Consider the following 18,544-nt stretch of genomic DNA (forward strand, 5'->3'; position numbering starts at 1 on the left):
AAAAGATGAAAAAATTATTAAGTTTCGAGTTTTGGCAAAAATTCGGTAAAGCCCTAATGGTCGTGATAGCCGTTATGCCAGCTGCTGGATTAATGATCAGTATCGGTAAAACGATCCCACTGATCAATCCAGATTGGGCAGCACTAGCGACAACTGGTGGTGTTATCGAAAATATTGGTTGGGGCGTCATCGGCAACTTACATATTTTGTTCGCACTTGCGATTGGTGGAAGTTGGGCGAAAGAGCGTGCTGGCGGGGCTTTCGCTGCCGGACTTTCTTTTATTTTAATCAACCGAATAACCGGTTCAATCTTCGGCGTCACTAGTGACATGTTAGCGGATGACAAAGCTTTTACACACACCTTATTTGGTACAAAAATCATGGTTAAAGGTTTCTTCACTAGTGTGTTAGAAGCACCTGCATTAAATATGGGGGTTTTTGTTGGGATCATCGCTGGTTTTGTCGGCGCAATGGCTTTTAATAAATATTATAATTACCGTAAATTACCCGATGCTCTTTCGTTTTTTAACGGAAAACGCTTTGTTCCCTTCGTCGTGATTCTTTGGTCAACGATCGTTGCAATTCTTTTAGCTATTATTTGGCCTTATATTCAAGCTGGTATCAATAATTTCGGACTTTGGATCGCTCAATCTCAAGAAACTGCACCAGTTTTAGCCCCATTTTTATACGGAACCTTAGAACGTTTACTATTACCGTTTGGTTTACATCATATGTTGACGATTCCGATCAACTATACGCAATTAGGTGGAACTTATGAAATCTTATCTGGCGCACAAGCTGGAACGCAAGTATTCGGACAAGATCCATTATGGTTAGCTTGGGCAACTGATTTAGTCAACCTAAAAGGAGCTGGTGATACCTCTCAATACAATTATGTCTTGGCAAACTGGACGCCTGCTCGTTTCAAAGTTGGACAAATGATCGGTGCTTCTGGTATTTTGATGGGAATGACACTTGCGATGTACCGTAATGTCGATCCTGATAAACGTTCAAACTATAAATCAATGTATCTTTCAGCTGCTTTAGCTGTATTCTTAACCGGGGTTACAGAACCTTTAGAATTCATGTTTATGTTTGCAGCAGTGCCACTATATGTTGTGTATGCTATTATCCAAGGAGCAGCATTTGCTATGGCTGATATCGTTGCTTTACGTGTTCATTCATTTGGAAATATCGAACTATTGACCCGAACACCTTTAGCCATAAAAGCTGGCTTAGGTGGTGATTTACTGAATTTCGTCCTTTGTACAATCGCATTTGGCGTTTTGACGTATTTCATCGCCAATTTCATGATCAAAAAATTCAACTTCGCGACACCAGGTAGAAATGGCAACTACGATAACAATGAAACACAAACAAATGCAACAACAAGCAACACTCAAAATACAGATGGAATCGATCCTCAAATCATCGACATCATTCATCTGCTAGGTGGAAAAGAAAATATTATAGATGTGGATGCATGCATGACGCGCTTACGTGTTAGCGTCACTGATAAGAGCAAAGTCGGCACAGAGGATGCTTGGAAAAAAGCTGGTGCTATGGGATTGATCGTAAAAGATAATGGGGTTCAAGCCGTTTACGGACCAAAAGCAGATGTGTTAAAGTCAGATATTCAAGATTTACTGGATTCTGGCGCTGCCATTCCTACGCCTAAGCAAACCGAAACGATCGCTATAACAGCAAGTAACTCAGATTATCTTGGTCTCACAAAACCGATCGTGCCTGTTGCCAATGGTGAAGTAATCGCTATCGATCAAGTCAACGATCCTGTCTTTTCACAAAAAATGATGGGTGATGGCTTTGCCGTTAATCCTACAAACGAAACGATTTACGCCCCAATCGATGGTGTGATCAGCAGTATTTTCCCATCTAAACATGCATTAGGTATTCAAACAGAAGAAGGTATTGAAGTCCTGATTCACATGGGATTAGATACAATCGAAATGAAAGAATCAGCCTTTACGATCCTCGTAACAGAAGGACAAAAAGTAACAGCAGGTGAAAAAATCGCCACAGCGGACTTAGAAAAAATCAAAGCAGCCGGTAAACAAACAACCATGATCGTCGTCTTTACAAATGGCGAAAAGATCAATGCCTTCCATTTAGATAAAGTTGGTAATCAAGATCCTGGAACTGCTATTGGCCGTTTAGATATTTAATCAGAACAAATCCTAAATAGGGGCGGTGTAAAGCTCGCAGAGTTTTATCACTCCCCTATTTTTTATCACTGCAGGAGGAATAAATATGAAGGTACTAACATTGAACACTCACAGTTGGTTAGAAAATGAACCCTTAGAAAAATTACAACAATTGGCAACCCAAATCACCCAAGAAGAATATGCCCTGATTGCTCTACAAGAAGTTAACCAACGCATTGATAGCTTACCAGTTGTTTCACCATACAACTTTCACCCGACTGAAAATCAACTGCCGATCCACGAAGATAATTTTGCATACCTTTTGGTTCAGCTTTTAAAAGAACAAGGACATGATTATCATTGGAGTTGGGCTTACAATCATATTGGTTACTCCACCTATCATGAAGGCGTTGCCCTTCTTTCAAAACAGCCGATCCACCCAAAAACAGTTGTAGTTTCCGAAGAACAAAATCCAAATGACTACCGCACTAGAGTTTTACTTATCGGCCAAACAGAATTAGCGGGAAAACCAATAACGGCAGTCTGTTGTCATTACTCTTGGTGGCTAGAAACTGGTGGTTTTTCTTACGAGTGGAAACAAACAGAGCAAGCATTACAAAACCTCTCTTCACCACTATTGCTTATGGGCGATTTCAACAATCCCGCTTCAGTCGCTAAAACCGGCTACGACCTTGTTCTCACTAGCTCATTGCAGTTGCAAGATAGCTTTTTAGCAGCAGATCAAAAAATCGGAGAACACACCGTTGAAAAAGCCATCGATGGCTGGGGGGAAAATCAAGAAAAATTGCGCATTGATTATATTTTTGCTTCACAAAAATTCGTAATCACCGATTACCAGATCGTCTTTGACGGGAAAGAAACACCTCTTATCAGCGATCATTTCGGCGTTGCGATAACGATCCAATAAAAAAAAACAGCAGACTGAAAGAGTTACTTACTCTCAACCTGCTGTTTCTTTTTTCCCTTTTTGAAAATAATGATAAACTATCTCTATACGACTTAGGGAAAGTAGGAAACTAGATGAATATAACGATTTTTGGCGGAAGCGGTTTTATCGGACAAAAGCTTGCCGAAGAACTAGTCACCAGAGGGCATAATGTAACCAGCATTTCACGAAAAGGAAAACCTGCGGACCTATCAAGTTCTTGGTCAGAAAAAGTCCACTGGTTTCATTCTGATATCTTAAACGACACGTACTGGCATCAAGTTGTCCAGAAATCTGATTGGGTCATTGATACAATAGGTATTCTTTTTGAACATCCACGCAAAAAAATCACCTATGATCGCTTTATTTTGACACCTGTTCAATTGATTTTAGATTATCTGAATACACACAATCCATCTGCTCATTTCTTGTTTATATCAGCCAATAGCGCTCCATTTCCTTTAAGAAAATACATGGATGCTAAGCTCCAGGCAGAACAACTCATCAAAGAAAATCCGCAACATCACGTTATCATTTATCCAAGCCTAGTTGTAGACAAACAACGGTATTTTTCCGTTATTACCGCAGCAATGATCCGCTCACTTAAAGGAATCCCTGGAATCAAAAAACTTATCCGCAGCTATGATCCTATTTCCAGAGAAAAGCTAGCAATAGAAATTTCTAACGTGATTGAAGGAAAAACCTCCGCCTACACTCAAAGACAAACATAAAAAAAGCATCTCCACCAAGGAAATGCTTTTTTCTTTTACCCTTTCACAGAACCACTCGTAATCCCTTCTACATAGTACTTTTGCATAAAGATAAACAATAACGTGATCGGAACCGCAATCAGCACACAACCTGCTGTAAATGCCATAAAGTATTGATCGATTTTATCCTTCGTCTGCATTGTGAACAGACCGATTGCCACTGTATATTTATTAACATTATCACCTAAAATGATTTTAGCAAAAATGAAATCCATCCACGGCGCCATAAAGGCCATCAACGCTGTATAAACAATAATTGGTTTACTTAGCGGCAACGTGATTTTCGTGAAAATTTCAAACTTACTCGCCCCATCGATCATCGCAGATTCATCCAACGCCATCGGGATCGTATCAAAGAATCCCTTTGCAATATAAAAACCTAACGCTGCACCAGATGAATAAACTAAAATCAACGCCAACAAACTACCTGTTAAATTCATCGCCTTCAAAATGTAATACACCGCGATCATACTCATAAAACCTGGAAACATATTCAACACTAATGCTAATTTCAAAAATGGTTTACGTGCTCTAAAGCGCAAACGACTTAAAGAATACGCCATCGCAATCGTGATCAACGTCGATAAAATACAACTGCAAACTGCTACAAACAACGTATTTAAAAACCATTGCACAAAAGGATACGTGGAGCTTGTCAACAACATTTTATAATTTTCAAAAGTAAACTGTTTAGGAATAAAGTAGGTTACAAACGCTCCCCCCTCACTTCTAAAGCTAGTCAAAACAATCCAAACGATCGGAAAGATCCAGACAATCGATAAAATCGTCAATAACGTATAGTGCAAAACTAAATTCTTTCTTTTTTTCGATTTCATATGCTTGTTTACGCCCCTTCCGTTTTAAATGAACTGCTTCGTGTATAAGCAAATAACGAGAAGACCGCTGAAAGAACAAAGATAATGATCCCAATCACAGATGCGAGATTATAATCAGCCGCAGTTACCGTTAATTTATACAACCATGTTACCAACAAGTCCGTCTCACCAGCAGAGTGAAAATTACTGTTCGCCGGTTGTCCGCCAGTCAACAAGAAAATCACATTGAAGTTATTGATATTTCCAATAAACTGTTGAATCAAACTAGGTACCATTACAAATAAAATCTGCGGGAAGGTAATATTTCTAAAAATTTGAAATTTATTCGCACCATCGATTTCCGCTGCTTCTATTTGATCCGTCGGTAGATTCGTAATGATCCCCGTTGCAACTAACATCGTTACAGGAATCCCAACCCACATATTAACAAAGATAACTGTGACTTTCGCAAGTAGAGCATCTGTTAAAAAAGGAATCGGCTGATCAATCAGTCCCCAATTTTGCAGCATCGCGTTAACGGGTCCTGACCCATTAAATAAGTTAGCCATCAATAATAAACTGACAAATTGCGGAACAGCCATCGTGATGACGAAAATCGTCCGCCAAACTTTTTTCCCCTTCACCCCTTTAGCGTTAATTAATAATGCTAATAGAATGCCAAAGAAAAACGTTGTCGCGGTCGCTAAAACTGCCCAAATCAACGTCCAAGTAAGCACTGGGAAGAAAGTTCCAGCAATATCACCTGTAATCACATTGCTAAAATTAGCAAAACCAACCCAATGAAATAAATTTTTAGGCGGTAAATGATTGTGATCATAGCTAGTAAACGCAATAGAAATCATATAAAGCAATGGTAAAATCGTAAACGCTAATACACCCAACAACGGAATACTCATCAGTGTGATATAAAATTTTTCATTCAACAAACTATTTAAATCTTCTTTCAATGTCGGCAAAGACTGCCCAGCTTGTTTTAACGTAAAAATTTTACGCGCACTTCTTAGGTTCACGATATACATAAAAATAAAAAGTAAAATAAGAATAATTGCAGCGATTCCAAACAACAACAGTAACATCGAATTGTCACCTGGCTGTTGCACTTCGATTCCCAGCGACTCATCCATGACCCAACCTTGAGCTTTCGTCCCCAATGATTGCAGCATCGACAACGCATGAAAACCATTTACGACTAACCACGCCACAAATCCTATCTGCAACGCTAAAAATGCCAGCCCTTTGATGATTTGTCCGTTCAAGATATTCGCCATTCCCATAAAAATATAAGAAAGCTTGATCGAGGTATCTCCTTTTTTAAACAACTCTCTAAAAGAAATCGGCCCATCGGCTTTTGCTTTTAGTTTCATAGCATTTCACTTCCTGTTCTTCTTTGAAATCAAGAGGTCTGAGAAGCCAAGTTAAAACTTTTTCAGTTTCTCCCTGACTACTCAGCCTCTATTTTTTGCTGCAATTTATCGATTATTTATCGGATTTACTAGTATCTTGAACTAATTTATCCAATTTTGGTAAGTATTGATCTTCAGCGATTTTGCCATTATAGGTATCATTGATTACCGCATCAGCTGGTCCCCAGAAAGAAACCATCGCTGGAAGTTTTGGCATTACAACCGAATGATCAGCATCACTCATTGTCATGACCGCTTCTGCTACTTTATCAGATGTCACTTTACCATCCGCTTGTGCCTCTTTATTTGCTGGCACTGTTCCATTTTTTTCAAAAACAGTTAATTGATTTTCCTTATTTGTTAAGAAATCAGCCAAAGCCATTGCTGCTACTGGACTTTTAGTTGAAGCATTCACTCCGAATAATTTCACGCCTAAAAATGCTTTTTGCTGTACTTCGCCATTGCCTAAATCAACTGTTGGGTATGGCGCTACTGCAAACTTATCACCTAACGCTTTTTCTACATCTAGTTTAGACCACGGACCAGATAAGAAAGCATCGATTTTACCATTGCCTAAGTTAGAAAGTGCATCCGCATTCGATTGAACGACACCAGCGTTATCTTTTTGAGCACGAATCCATTTTAAGACTTGTACACCTTTATCATTGTTAAAATTCGTTCCTTTGATATCTTCACCGTTTTTACCATATAATTCATCGCCATTTGACATGAATAATGGTGTGAAAATATAGTTTGCGCCAGCTTCTCCAAAGTTCGCACCTAATTTGCCTTTAGCCGTCAACGTTTCCCAACTCTTCACATCGCCTTCAGCTAACTTTTCTTTGTTATAATATAAAATTTGTGATTCAACACCATATGGGTAACCGTATAATTTACCATCATAAGTTGCAGCTTCTACAGCACTTTCAGTACTATTTTCTTTAACGCTATCTTCGTATTTCGTATTCGCATAAATAATTCCAGCATCCACCATTTGACCTAACTGATCGTGAGGCATCATGAAAACATCTGCTGCGGCACTAGGATCTTTTTTTAGATTTTCTTGGGCTGTAGCAGACTCACTTGGCTTGATCGTAACTTTCCAATCTTTGTGTTCTTTTTCAAATTGTTCCACTAACGGTTTATACGTATCTACAAACGCTACATCCACCCACAACTTTATAGAAGCGTTTTCATTTCCATCAGAAGCTTTTTTATCTGATGAACCTCCGCCACAAGCCGCAAGCGCAAATGCCGCCGCTGTCATTGTTACCCCTAATGTCAAAAGCTTTTTCATGTTTCTTTTCATCTTTTGTTCCTCCTAGGAATTATTTTGCTATTCTATTCTCCTACATTGTGCAATCGTTTGCGTAAAATGTCAAGAGAAATATAAAGATTTTGAAAAAAATTTCATTCCTCGAACAAATTCCAACTATAAGACATCTATTCCGAGTTTTAAAAAAACAGCCTATTAACCAATGATTATAATTTTATCATGACGGAAATTAGCCATTTTACAGATTTCTCCTTTATTATCAAGTAAATAATCACTATAACAAAACAAAATGCAATCGATTGCGAAAAATAGATTGAAAACGTTTTTCTTATATGGCATAATATGGGTGGTTTTTAGAAATATGTGACTAGAAAAAATACTGAGTCGATTACAGGGGGACAAATTAGATGAATACTGCAGCAATCCACCACCAACCAGAAAGCGAATTCGCTTATCTATACACATCAGACAAGATGCACATCCGATTAAGAACAGGTAGAGGAGATATCAAGAGTGTTGAATTATTAAACGGCGATCCATACCAACTTGAGCATAGCGAATGGTTCAACGTAACCGTTCCAATGGAAAAATACTTATCTACTGCGACCCACGATTACTGGACGACGGAAACCTCTGCTCCTTTTAAGCGTCTAAGTTACGCATTCAAGATAGAAGGCATGGACGGAACTATTCTATTTTACGGTGACCACGGATTCTTTCCTTATCAAGAATCCACTTTAAAAACAGCGGCTAATTATTTTAAATTACCTTATTTCCACGAAGCAGACCGGTTTAAAGCGCCTCAATGGGTGAAAGAAACGATTTGGTACCAAATTTTCCCTGAGCGTTTTGCTAATGGGGATACAGCAAACGACCCCAAAGGGACTTTACCTTGGGGAAGCAAAGAACATCCTGGACGCGATGACTTTTTTGGCGGCGACTTGCAAGGAGTCTTAGATCATTTGGATCATTTGGTGGATCTTGGCATCAACGGTATTTACTTCTGCCCATTATTCCAAGCAGCCAGCAATCATAAATACGATACGATCGATTACTTTGAAATCGACTCTGCGTTTGGAGATAAAGAACTATTTAAAAAAGTGGTAGAAGAATGTCATAAGCGCGGGATTCGCGTCATGCTTGATGCTGTCTTCAATCATATGGGCGACTTCTCACCTCAGTGGCAAGATGTAATCAAAAACGGGGAAAAATCTGCTTATGCTAGTTGGTTCCATATTCATAAATTCCCAGTTGCTTACACACCAACCGACAATTTTGAATTCTCAGAGGATATTACCTATGATACGTTTGCCTTTACACCACATATGCCGAAATTAAATACAGCAAATAAAGAAGTGCAAGACTATTTATTGGAGATTGCTCGTTACTGGATCACAGAATTTGATATCGATGCATGGCGATTAGATGTGGCCAACGAAGTAGATCATCGCTTTTGGCGTAAATTCCATGATGTTTGTACAGAGGCCAAACCAGATATTTATATTTTAGGGGAAATTTGGCATTCTTCTCAAGCTTGGCTGCAAGGAGATGAATTTCACGGTGTCATGAATTACGCTTTTACAGACGCAATTCTTTCTTACTTTGTCTATCAAACGATTCCATTGAGCAAATTGGTTTCTGAACTAAATCACCAATTAATGCTTTATCGCGAGCAAACCAACCAAATCATGTTTAACGTACTAGATTCACACGATACACCACGTTTGTTGACGATCGCCCAAAATAACAAAGCGCTTATGAAGCAAGTTCTCGCATTTACTTACTTGCAAAAAGGCGTGCCGTGTCTTTATTATGGTGACGAATACGCCATGGATGGCGCTGGTGATCCAGATTGCCGTAAATGTATGATTTGGGACTCAAACAAACAAGATTTAGATATGTATACATTCGTCAAATCGTTGATTGCCTTTAGAAAAGAACATCAACCACTCCTATCAGAAGGCAAACTACGTTGGCAGGAAATCGACGAGCAAACAGGAATTATCGATTTTGCCTACGAATATGAAGGAACAATGATTCGCAGCATTTTTAACACTGGACAAGCACCTGTTTATATTGAAAAAGAACATGTTTTATTCTCTACACAAATGCAATCATTAGATAAAAATATCATTGAACTAGCGCCTTACGGATTTGCCGTATCAGTAGATACAATGGAAAGGATTGAGCAAAATGAATCATCTAAAAACAAACAAGAACTGGTGGCAGGAAGCCGTCGTGTATCAAGTTTATCCACGGAGCTTTCAAGATAGCAACGGCGACGGAATCGGTGACCTCACTGGAATCATCCAACGTTTGGACTACTTGAAAAAATTAGGAATCAGCGCCATTTGGCTTAGCCCGGTCTACCGTTCACCAAACGACGACAACGGCTATGATATTAGCGACTACGAACAAATTATGGCAGAATTCGGTACAATGGCTGATATGGAACAACTGATCCACGAAGCGCAACAAAGAGAGATAAAAATCATTATGGATCTCGTGGTCAATCACACTAGTGATGAACATCCATGGTTTATTGAATCTCGTTCATCTAAAGATAATCCTTATCGTGATTTCTACGTGTGGCGTAAAGGTCTTGACGGGGAAAAACCGAACGATTTGGAATCAACATTTCTAGGCTCTGCATGGCAATTCGATGAGCCTACTGGCGAATATTACCTGCATTTGTTCAGCCAAAAACAACCTGATTTGAATTGGGAAAATCCTGACGTGCGCAATGCAATTTACAATATGATGAACTTTTGGATCGACAAAGGAATCGGCGGGTTCCGAATGGACGTCATCGACCTTGTTGGGAAAATTCCAGATCAAAAAATCACTGGTAACGGACCGAAACTGCACGATTATCTCCAAGAAATGAATGCCAAAACTTTCGGCGGCAAAGACCTACTGACTGTCGGAGAAACTTGGGGCGCTACACCAGAAATCGCTAAATTATACTCTGATCCGAAAAGAAATGAACTTTCAATGGTCTTTCAATTTGAGCATGTCAGCTTAGATGAGCAACCAGGAAAAAGCAAATGGGATCTACGTCCTTTACAAATAGCCGAACTAAAAAAAGTCTTTTCAAAATGGCAAACTGAACTTGATGACCAAGGTTGGAATTCACTATTTTGGAATAATCACGACTTACCTCGCATTGTTTCAAGGTGGGGAAATGATAGTACCTACCGTATTCAAAGTGCTAAAATGCTCGCAATTTTACTGCATATGCTAAAAGGGACGCCATACATTTATCAAGGCGAAGAAATTGGGATGACCAATCGTGTGATTCAGGATATAACAGAAGTCGAAGATATCGAAAGTAAGAATATGTATATAGATCGAATCAGCAAAGGATACACTAAAACAGAAATCCTCGCGTCTATCAATGCGAAAGGGCGTGACAATGCACGCACCCCTATGCAATGGGATAACACTGAAAATGCTGGCTTCACAACAGGCAAACCTTGGTTAGCAGTTCAAGATAATTATCATGAAATCAACGTTGCCAATGCTCTTGCTGATAAAAATTCAATCTTCTATACGTATCAAAAACTGATTGAACTTCGCAAAAACTATCCTTTGATCATCTGGGGCAGCTTTGAGTTACTAACAAATACGCCAGAAACAGTATTTGCTTATTACCGTCATTATCAAGGCGAAACTTGGCTGATCGTTTGTAATTTTTCAAATCAAGAACAGCCATTTTCATTGGAGAAAACCACTACTAAAACAATTATCGCAAATACAGAAAAAGAGTACTTCGATCTTTCTGACAGAATCTTAGAACCGTACGAGGCGTTCGTAGTCTGTCTAGCCAGGTAAAACAAACTAGTACACTTTAAATCTATTTAATTTCACACACTAACTTCTCGCGAAAATGCCGAAGTAGAAGAGTGGCAACTAACGTCATTCTTCTACTTCCCTATTTTACCGTCGGCACTGAACGATCCTGTTACACTTTAAATTCTGGAGGAGATGCATATGGCTGATTTAGCTGTTCAAACAAAACAAAAGAAGAAAACAGAAAAAAATAGTTGGTGGAAAGAGGCTGTGGGGTATCAGATTTATCCTCGCAGTTTTAAGGACAGTAATCACGATGGTATCGGCGATTTAAATGGTATCCGTCAAAAATTACCTTACTTAAAAGAACTAGGCATTGATTTCATTTGGATCAACCCTATCTATGCCTCTCCTAATGTAGACAACGGCTACGATATTTCTGATTATCAGGCTATTCATGAGGATTTCGGCACAATGGATGATTTTCAAGCTTTACTCAAAGAAGCCCATGAACTGGGGCTAAAAATCATCATGGATTTAGTCGTCAACCACACTAGCGATCAACATCCTTGGTTTATCGAATCAAAAAAATCATTAGATAATCCCTATCGCGACTATTACCATTGGGCTGACGCAACAAACGAAGTACCACCTAACAATTGGCAATCTTTTTTTGGCGGTTCTACTTGGACATACGATGAAACAACAGAGCAATCTTACTTTCATGTCTTCGCTAAGGAACAACCTGATCTTAATTGGAAAAACTCAAATGTCCGTCATGAAATTTATCAAATGATCCGTTGGTGGCTTGATCTTGGGATCGACGGTTTCCGCATTGATGCGATCAGTCACATCCAAAAAGAACCTTGGGATTTTAAAATTACAGATAATCAGTGGGCTCCATTTATGAATGTTGCTGGTATCGAACTATACCTAAAAGAATTAAGGGCTATTTTTAACGAATACAACATCCTGACTGTCGGTGAAGCGAGCGGCGTACCCCATCATGAAGCGGATGCATGGACGGGTGACCACGGTTATTTCAATATGATTTTCGAACTAGAGCATTGCCAGCGCATTGGTGAGTTAGGCAGCCAAAAAGGTTCTATCCCGCATTTAAAACAGTCTTTAAATGAGTGGCAAACAAGTCTTGAACATAACGGTTGGAATGCTCTCTATTTAGAAAACCACGACACCCCACGCAGCGTATCAGTTTATGGAGATGATTCACCTGAAGCTGCTAAAGCCTTGGCTACTGTCTTACTATTACTAAAAGGAACACCCTTTATTTATCAAGGTCAAGAAGTCGGAATGACTAATTATCCGTTTCGTTCGATAGAAGAAATCAACGCCGCTGATACGATCCATTTTTACCAAACACTATTAGCGCAAGGAAAGATGACCAACGAAGCTTTAAAAATCGCAGTAAATTGGTCCAGAGATCACGGGCGCACCCCTTTTCAATGGGAGAACGCCTCACACGGAGGTTTTTCAACAACTGAGCCTTGGTTGAAAGTCAATGAAAATTACCGAATTATCAATGCTGCACAGAAAGAGATGGAAAACAGTAGTATTTTCCATCATTATCAAACCTTGATTCGTTTGAAAAAACAAACAGATGCTCTTATTCACGGCACATTTGAATTACTTTTACCTGAACATCCAACCGTTTTTTGTTATACACGCACAACCGATACAGAACGTTGGCTTATTTTGGTTCAACTAGACCGAAAAGCAACATCCGTCTCCTTCCCTGCCTCTTGGAATTATTCTGAGTGGGAAGAACTACTAACTACTGCAAACATTAACCCATTAAACCAACAAATGACTCTTTCTGATTATGAAGCTCATGTTTATCGAGAAAAACTAGTTTAAGTGAACTAAAAAAGTCAAACTCTTCAGCAATTTTTCAAAAACAGGATAGAACAAAAGTACTTATTCATATGTTAAGGGACTGATGTATAACTCGAAGAGTCATTTCTCAGTCCCTTAACATTCAGCTATCCAAACCTAAACGATTTTTGGTTTTCTATTCAACAAAATAACGCAATACCGTCTTCATTTTTTCTGGTGCAACTTTTCTAGGATCTGAAAGATAAATTTCTTTATGAGCTAAGGTTGTTCTCTTCAACTGATGTTCTTCGCAATACGAATCCATCACTTCAAATGTTTTAAATTCATCATCATAAGAACCTAGATGCAGCATTTGTACACATTTCCCATCCTCAATCGTTTCAAACTTCACATTGGAGTTATTCGGATTGGGTTTCTTTTTATTGACCTGATCCATATTCGCTAATGCTAATTCTTCAGTGACGAAATCAGGCTGGCGAATCATTATTTTATAGACCAAATCTGCCTTATCAAACGCCCTACCATCCGCTATTGCTTCATCTGACAATGTCCAAATCCCTTCCAGCGGATAAACTGTATACTCAAAATAGCCATCGGGGGTAACACCATTTTTAGGCATCATCCTAATCCCATACGACATTCCATATAAAGCCGCTGTCTCTTCCCCAAATTGAACACCGTTCGGGTCTCCTTGTCCTGATATCGTATAAAATTTCTGCTTCGGTACGGTCAGTTCCACTGGATTTATTTTGGGTAAATAAAGATTTTTTTCTTGTTTGCGCCATTCAAATTTCATTTGATTATCTCCTGTTCTGCTTGTATTTCTAATAAGTAGCTCTTCTTTTAATTATAATACAATGTTTCACACAAATCATCCATCGTTCTTTCCTCTTGACCATGGAGTTATGTCCAATGTTACACTTGTTCTAAAGGAGGGCTATCTAATGAATATTACCGCATTTGCTCAACAATTTAATCTATCTACTGATGCAGTTCGCTTTTACGAAAAAGCTGGCTTACTTCAACCTAAAAGACAGACTAATGGTTATCGCATCTATACAGAAACGGACATGTACGATTTAAAAATCATCTTGGCCTTAAAAGAATTAGATTTTTCAATCAAAGAAATCCATTATTTACTCGAATTAAAAAGGCAGCTAATTTCTATCAAATGCAATAATGACTCCACTGAATTTTTAACCAACCAAATCGACTATATCAAACAAAAAATTACTTTTTATGAAACAGCTTATCAATTATTACTTAAATTAAAAACAACAATCGAACATAATAACTACGCAGAAAATCAAACTGAATTATCTATTTTGATCGATCAACTCTCTTACTACGGACTATAGGAGGAAAAAACATGAGCAACAAAACCATTTTACAACTAGAAAACAGCGCCCTCTTTCTTTTAGCCCTGACATTTTTTATCTATCTGGATTACCCCATTTTATATTTTTTTCTCTTTCTTTTATCACCTGATATTTCAATGATTGGCTATTTGAAAAATCCAGCTCTTGGCGCAACGATATACAATCTAGCCCATAATTTAGTTTTTCCGATAATACTGATTTTCATTTATCTCTTCACTCACATCGCGCTTTTATTGCCGATCGCCATCGTTTGGTCTGCACATATTTTCATGGATCGGACATTAGGATATGGTCTGAAATACTCAGATGAATTTAAACATACACATATTCAAAATCTGTAATTGAAAGAACTTGGTAAATCTGACACCGTCATTTGTAAAGGATACTCAATAGCTCTGTCCTTTCACTAAAATTCACGAAGGCTGTCATTTACTCTGCGTGCTTATATTGACACTGACTTTCACCCTTTTTATGTAAGTAAAACAAAGGAAGCCTGATTAAATGCTTACACATTTAGTCAGGCTTCCTTTGTTAGTGCTATGTCGTGATGATTGTTTGTTTATTACTATGTCATACAGGTATTATTTATAATTAAACTAATTCCCATACTGGTGAAGTTCCAGGTTGGTTTCCTTGTGTCCACCATTTGGCTTTGTATGTTTTACCTTGGAATGTTACTTTATCTCCGCCACTATATGCTTTGCTTGTTTCCCAGTTCATCACTTTATCTGAAAGCAATTTCCAAGCATCCGCTTTATCTGGACGGTCGCCTTTAGTCCACCATTTTGCTTCGTATTCTAAGTCATCAAAGAGAACTTTATCCCCAGTGTTATACACTTTATCAGCAACCCATGTAGATTGTCCGCTTGGCGCTTCTTTTGTTTTCACTGAAAATGCTGCACTTGTTTCAGATACATTGCCGCCAACGCTAATTGCTTTGACTGTGTATTTGTATGTTGTGTTGGCTTTTAGACCAGTATCTTTGAAACTTGTTTTTTCTGTTGTAGCAACTTTTTTACCATCACGGTAAACTTCATAGCTTTTAACACCTAAGAAATGTGTGGATTTTGTCCACATTAAATCTACTGAGTTTTCTGTAGTTTCCATTGAGTGAACATTTGTTGGTGCTGTTGGTTTTTGGTTGTCTTCCACTGCTGATGATTGCGTTGTTGCCTTCACTGCCGCACTTTTTTCAGAGATTTTGCCGTTTGTTCCAACTGCTTCTACTTGATAAGAATACGTTGTGTTTTCTGCTAAGTTTGCATCATTAAATTGAGTGCCGCCAATTGTAGCAACTTTTTTACCGTCACGGTAAACATTGTATTCTTTTGCATTAGCCACTTTATCCCAAGTTAATTTAAGAGAAGAAGTTGTTACTTCAGATGTTTTTACATTTGTTGGTTTAGCTGGTGCTTCTTCAACTGGAGGAACGATTTCACCTTTTCCTTTTACATTTACATCAATTACGTTATAAAATGCGTTCGTTGTATCCGCTACATCCCATACTGCTAAAATCACATGGTAACCTGAACGATTTTCTGGAACAACGATTTGATGTGATTTATTATTTGAAGCAGCTGAACCATCATGTTTCACTTCACCAAGAAAATCAAAATCAGCTCTTGCTAATGGTTTTTCTGGATTCCAACCAACTTTTGTCATATAGTAGTGCCATTTAGTTGTGCTGTGAGGTGCTGTATATTTCCAAGTGAACGTATTTAATCCAGTATTAATATCTTGTTTCGTCCAACGGTTTGCACCAGTGCTGTCCATTACAAAATCAGTAATTTGACCTTTACCACCTTGGGCAGAAGCAATACGACCATCTGCTGGTCCTGCTTGTGGAAATCCTTTATCGTATTCTAGAGATTGTGGATTCGTAATAACCATTCCGTATTTCTCTAACGCTGGTCCCCAACCAATTGTATTTTTATCTAGTGACCCTTGATAACCACGAGCCGCTGGTTTTTCTACATATCCATGGGCATCTGCTTCGTCTGCATGTAACAAACCTGCTCCGCCTAAAATAATTGTTGACATCAATGCTAGTCCTAATAACTGTTTCTTCATAAATTGTCCTCCATTCATTGTTTCGCCTTCGACTGGCTTAACATTAGTTTAAACGTTATGTAAGAAAAAAAAGGGTCATTTATAGTCACAAAAAAGGAATACTTGATTCATTTAGATTATTGTTTGAAAATAAAAATAAAGATTAAACAAACTACAGTAAAAATCACAAATGTTATAAAAAAAAACATCGTTTAAAGGTCATATTTTTCTATTAAAAAGAGAAAATTGACCTATATAATTTAAATTATTGTAAAAAAACATCTATTATTATTTACTGTTATATAGACAAAACAGATCGTTTCAAGTTAAAATAAGCAATGTATTGAACTTTATTTCATTACATTCTGAACAAATTTAAAAAATAACATAAAAAAAGAAAGTGTTGATACTATGAAAGAAATCCTCTCCTCACGATCCAAACGTCAGTTAGAGCTAATGGAACTATTGGCCGACAACGATTGGGTCACCTTTACCACCGCATCAGAAACATTAAATGCTCCTGTTAAAACATTAAAATCAGATATTATTGAACTGGAAACATTACTTGCTCCTGCTACGATCGAATCCTCAAAAAAATATGGCATTCGTCTTGCAACAAATTTTGGCTTCTGTAAAACAAGTATCTACCAGAAATTCATCAAAAATAGTGTTGAATTTCAACTGATCGAAAAGATTTTCTTACATAATTTTTCTACCATTGTTGATTTAGCAGACGATCTTTATACTAGCGTCTCAACAATCAAGCGGATTGTTCTCCGAGTTAATCAATTACTTCAAATTGAAGGTTTCACGATCAACTTGAAAAAAATGCAACTTGTTGGCGATCCACATAGCATTTGTAATTTTATGCAACATTATTTTTATGAGAAGTACGGTGTTGCCGAAAGTCTGTTGACTCCTGCTCAGTTGCCAATTTTAGATCAGGTTGGTCTCCAAATCGTGAAGCAAGCAGTTCCAAATGAGCCATCGTATAACTTAGACTTTTCTCTATTAAATCGCCTACGTTTTTACACTTACACAATTATCAACTTATTGAAACATAATAGTGAAAATCAACTTCACGATCTGCCAGAAAAAGAATTTTCAATTCTTAATGATACATATGCTTGTGATGAGTTTTATAGCCAATTCCATTTACCCTTATCTCCTGTCAATTTAAATACTTTTTTCTACTTATTTTTTAGTGATCAATATGTTGACTCACTTGATACTGCACGTGAACTGATTAAAGTTGATCGCAATGCTTTTCTAAAATATCAAAAAATCGAAAATCTCTTACAAGAAATCGAGAAAAAGATGGGCTGTAAATGTGATAATTTTGATGATATTTTTATGAGTCTCTACAATTTAGACTGTCAAATTCACGGAAGAACATATATTTTACACAATAAAAACAAAGAGTTTTTGACAAGTATCAAAAACTTATACGGTCATTTTCCAATGGAATTGATTCACTCTTTGCAAGCAATTTTTTATTCAAATCCATATAAAGAGTATATGATTTATGAAGCCATCTCTATATTGTTTACTAGATGGCCAAACTTACTAGACCGCTTAGAGTATTCCACACCAACGATGAAGGCGTGTCTTTTATTCAACTCAGGAAAAGACTATATGAATATGCTCTCAGAAAGAATCACTTACTATTTGCGTGGTCGTTTCTCTTGTACACCATTGCAAGTCACTTCATTAGAAGAACTTGAAAAAGAATCTTCTCAATATGATTGCATCATTACGAATATTCCTGAAATCTATATCAATAATATTCCAATCATTGTCATCCCTTTAATCCCTGATGCTAAAAGTTTTGATAAGTTGATGTTGGTTTATGAAGATTATTTTGATAAGAAATAATTTTTCTTTCTATAATAAGTAGCTTAAACAATGCTGGAACAGAAGTCATTTCCATATACATGCTTCTGTTTCCAACATTTATATGGATTCCAAGTGATTGAGATGTGACTCGAAGAGTTATGGCTCAATCACTTTTTTAGACAGACAACTAAATTATCATAGTAAGTAGTATTCTTTTAAAACCTGTTTCCAGGCAGCATTA

At 37.7% G+C, this 18,544-nt stretch carries 14 protein-coding genes; 9 read left to right on the top strand and 5 right to left on the bottom strand.

Annotated features, from left to right (window positions below):
- Window positions 1-5: 5 nt before the first annotated feature.
- The 3 genes from A5821_RS10450 (at window position 6) to A5821_RS10460 (ending at window position 3,839) form a co-directional block, all read left to right on the top strand.
- Entirely contained in the window at window positions 6-2,183 is a 2,178-nt protein-coding gene (locus A5821_RS10450) for a PTS transporter subunit IIBC (RefSeq protein WP_086314518.1), read from the top strand.
- 85 nt (window positions 2,184-2,268) lie between these two features.
- Window positions 2,269-3,090, top strand: coding sequence for an endonuclease/exonuclease/phosphatase family protein (locus tag A5821_RS10455; protein ID WP_086314519.1), 822 nt, complete (start codon window positions 2,269-2,271; stop codon window positions 3,088-3,090).
- A 113-nt stretch (window positions 3,091-3,203) separates the two neighbouring features.
- A complete protein-coding gene (locus A5821_RS10460; RefSeq protein ID WP_086314520.1) occupies window positions 3,204-3,839 on the top strand; it encodes an NAD(P)H-binding protein in 636 nt (211 codons plus the stop codon).
- Between the two features lie 35 nt (window positions 3,840-3,874).
- Here A5821_RS10460 and A5821_RS10465 read toward each other — a convergent pair whose 3' ends face one another.
- The 3 genes from A5821_RS10465 to A5821_RS10475 all read right to left on the bottom strand — a co-directional run bounded on the left by A5821_RS10465 (window position 3,875) and on the right by A5821_RS10475 (window position 7,426).
- The gene (locus tag A5821_RS10465; protein ID WP_010772099.1) at window positions 3,875-4,714 is read right to left on the bottom strand and encodes a sugar ABC transporter permease; all 840 of its coding nucleotides are present in this window, start codon (window positions 4,712-4,714) and stop codon (window positions 3,875-3,877) included.
- 8 nt (window positions 4,715-4,722) lie between these two features.
- Complete coding sequence (locus A5821_RS10470; protein ID WP_086314521.1) at window positions 4,723-6,078, bottom strand: carbohydrate ABC transporter permease; 1,356 nt, start codon at window positions 6,076-6,078, stop codon at window positions 4,723-4,725.
- Window positions 6,079-6,190: 112 nt separating this feature from the next.
- Window positions 6,191-7,426, bottom strand: a complete 1,236-nt coding sequence (locus A5821_RS10475) for an extracellular solute-binding protein (RefSeq protein ID WP_010772097.1) — start codon at window positions 7,424-7,426, stop codon at window positions 6,191-6,193.
- 374 nt (window positions 7,427-7,800) lie between these two features.
- On the opposite strand from A5821_RS10475, the gene A5821_RS10480 reads away from it, so the two are divergent.
- The 3 genes from A5821_RS10480 to A5821_RS10490 all read left to right on the top strand — a co-directional run bounded on the left by A5821_RS10480 (window position 7,801) and on the right by A5821_RS10490 (window position 13,060).
- Window positions 7,801-9,666 (top strand): glycoside hydrolase family 13 protein, encoded by a 1,866-nt coding sequence (locus A5821_RS10480; RefSeq protein WP_086314522.1) that lies wholly within the window; start codon window positions 7,801-7,803, stop codon window positions 9,664-9,666.
- Entirely contained in the window at window positions 9,587-11,227 is a 1,641-nt protein-coding gene (locus tag A5821_RS10485) for a glycoside hydrolase family 13 protein (protein WP_086314523.1), read from the top strand. Before A5821_RS10480 ends, A5821_RS10485 begins: the two co-directional genes overlap by 80 nt.
- A gap of 159 nt (window positions 11,228-11,386) precedes the next feature.
- Window positions 11,387-13,060: a glycoside hydrolase family 13 protein gene (locus A5821_RS10490; RefSeq protein ID WP_086314524.1), complete on the top strand. Its 1,674-nt coding sequence runs from the start codon at window positions 11,387-11,389 to the stop codon at window positions 13,058-13,060.
- 154 nt (window positions 13,061-13,214) lie between these two features.
- Here A5821_RS10490 and A5821_RS10495 read toward each other — a convergent pair whose 3' ends face one another.
- Window positions 13,215-13,835 (bottom strand): GyrI-like domain-containing protein, encoded by a 621-nt coding sequence (locus A5821_RS10495; protein ID WP_086314525.1) that lies wholly within the window; start codon window positions 13,833-13,835, stop codon window positions 13,215-13,217.
- A gap of 148 nt (window positions 13,836-13,983) precedes the next feature.
- On the opposite strand from A5821_RS10495, the gene A5821_RS10500 reads away from it, so the two are divergent.
- Entirely contained in the window at window positions 13,984-14,397 is a 414-nt protein-coding gene (locus A5821_RS10500) for a MerR family transcriptional regulator (protein ID WP_170923016.1), read from the top strand.
- Window positions 14,398-14,408: 11 nt separating this feature from the next.
- The gene (locus A5821_RS10505) at window positions 14,409-14,759 is read left to right on the top strand and encodes a DUF4260 domain-containing protein (protein ID WP_086314527.1); all 351 of its coding nucleotides are present in this window, start codon (window positions 14,409-14,411) and stop codon (window positions 14,757-14,759) included.
- Window positions 14,760-15,009: 250 nt separating this feature from the next.
- On the opposite strand, the gene A5821_RS10510 is transcribed toward A5821_RS10505, so the two are convergent.
- Window positions 15,010-16,488 (bottom strand): lytic polysaccharide monooxygenase, encoded by a 1,479-nt coding sequence (locus A5821_RS10510; protein ID WP_086314528.1) that lies wholly within the window; start codon window positions 16,486-16,488, stop codon window positions 15,010-15,012.
- A gap of 390 nt (window positions 16,489-16,878) precedes the next feature.
- On the opposite strand from A5821_RS10510, the gene A5821_RS10515 reads away from it, so the two are divergent.
- On the top strand, window positions 16,879-18,342 hold the full coding sequence (locus tag A5821_RS10515) for a helix-turn-helix domain-containing protein (RefSeq protein ID WP_086314529.1): 1,464 nt from the start codon (window positions 16,879-16,881) through the stop codon (window positions 18,340-18,342).
- The last annotated feature ends 202 nt before the right edge of the window (window positions 18,343-18,544 follow it).

The sequence above is a fragment of the Enterococcus sp. 7F3_DIV0205 genome (assembly GCF_002141365.2).
GTDB lineage: Bacteria > Bacillota > Bacilli > Lactobacillales > Enterococcaceae > Enterococcus_L > Enterococcus_L palustris.

What these genes read in the sequence shown, in the direction of transcription:
- A5821_RS10455 (WP_086314519.1), top strand. Translation starts at nt 2,269, where the DNA reads ATGAAGGTACTAACATTGAACACTCACAGTTGGTTAGAAAATGAACCC.
- A5821_RS10465 (WP_010772099.1), bottom strand. Translation starts at nt 4,714, where the DNA reads ATGAAATCGAAAAAAAGAAAGAATTTAGTTTTGCACTATACGTTATTG.
- A5821_RS10490 (WP_086314524.1), top strand. Translation starts at nt 11,387, where the DNA reads ATGGCTGATTTAGCTGTTCAAACAAAACAAAAGAAGAAAACAGAAAAA.
- A5821_RS10505 (WP_086314527.1), top strand. Translation starts at nt 14,409, where the DNA reads ATGAGCAACAAAACCATTTTACAACTAGAAAACAGCGCCCTCTTTCTT.
- A5821_RS10515 (WP_086314529.1), top strand. Translation starts at nt 16,879, where the DNA reads ATGAAAGAAATCCTCTCCTCACGATCCAAACGTCAGTTAGAGCTAATG.
- A5821_RS10495 (WP_086314525.1), bottom strand. Translation starts at nt 13,835, where the DNA reads ATGAAATTTGAATGGCGCAAACAAGAAAAAAATCTTTATTTACCCAAA.
- A5821_RS10510 (WP_086314528.1), bottom strand. Translation starts at nt 16,488, where the DNA reads ATGAAGAAACAGTTATTAGGACTAGCATTGATGTCAACAATTATTTTA.
- A5821_RS10450 (WP_086314518.1), top strand. Translation starts at nt 6, where the DNA reads ATGAAAAAATTATTAAGTTTCGAGTTTTGGCAAAAATTCGGTAAAGCC.
- A5821_RS10460 (WP_086314520.1), top strand. Translation starts at nt 3,204, where the DNA reads ATGAATATAACGATTTTTGGCGGAAGCGGTTTTATCGGACAAAAGCTT.
- A5821_RS10470 (WP_086314521.1), bottom strand. Translation starts at nt 6,078, where the DNA reads ATGAAACTAAAAGCAAAAGCCGATGGGCCGATTTCTTTTAGAGAGTTG.
- A5821_RS10480 (WP_086314522.1), top strand. Translation starts at nt 7,801, where the DNA reads ATGAATACTGCAGCAATCCACCACCAACCAGAAAGCGAATTCGCTTAT.
- A5821_RS10485 (WP_086314523.1), top strand. Translation starts at nt 9,587, where the DNA reads ATGAATCATCTAAAAACAAACAAGAACTGGTGGCAGGAAGCCGTCGTG.
- A5821_RS10500 (WP_170923016.1), top strand. Translation starts at nt 13,984, where the DNA reads ATGAATATTACCGCATTTGCTCAACAATTTAATCTATCTACTGATGCA.
- A5821_RS10475 (WP_010772097.1), bottom strand. Translation starts at nt 7,426, where the DNA reads ATGAAAAGAAACATGAAAAAGCTTTTGACATTAGGGGTAACAATGACA.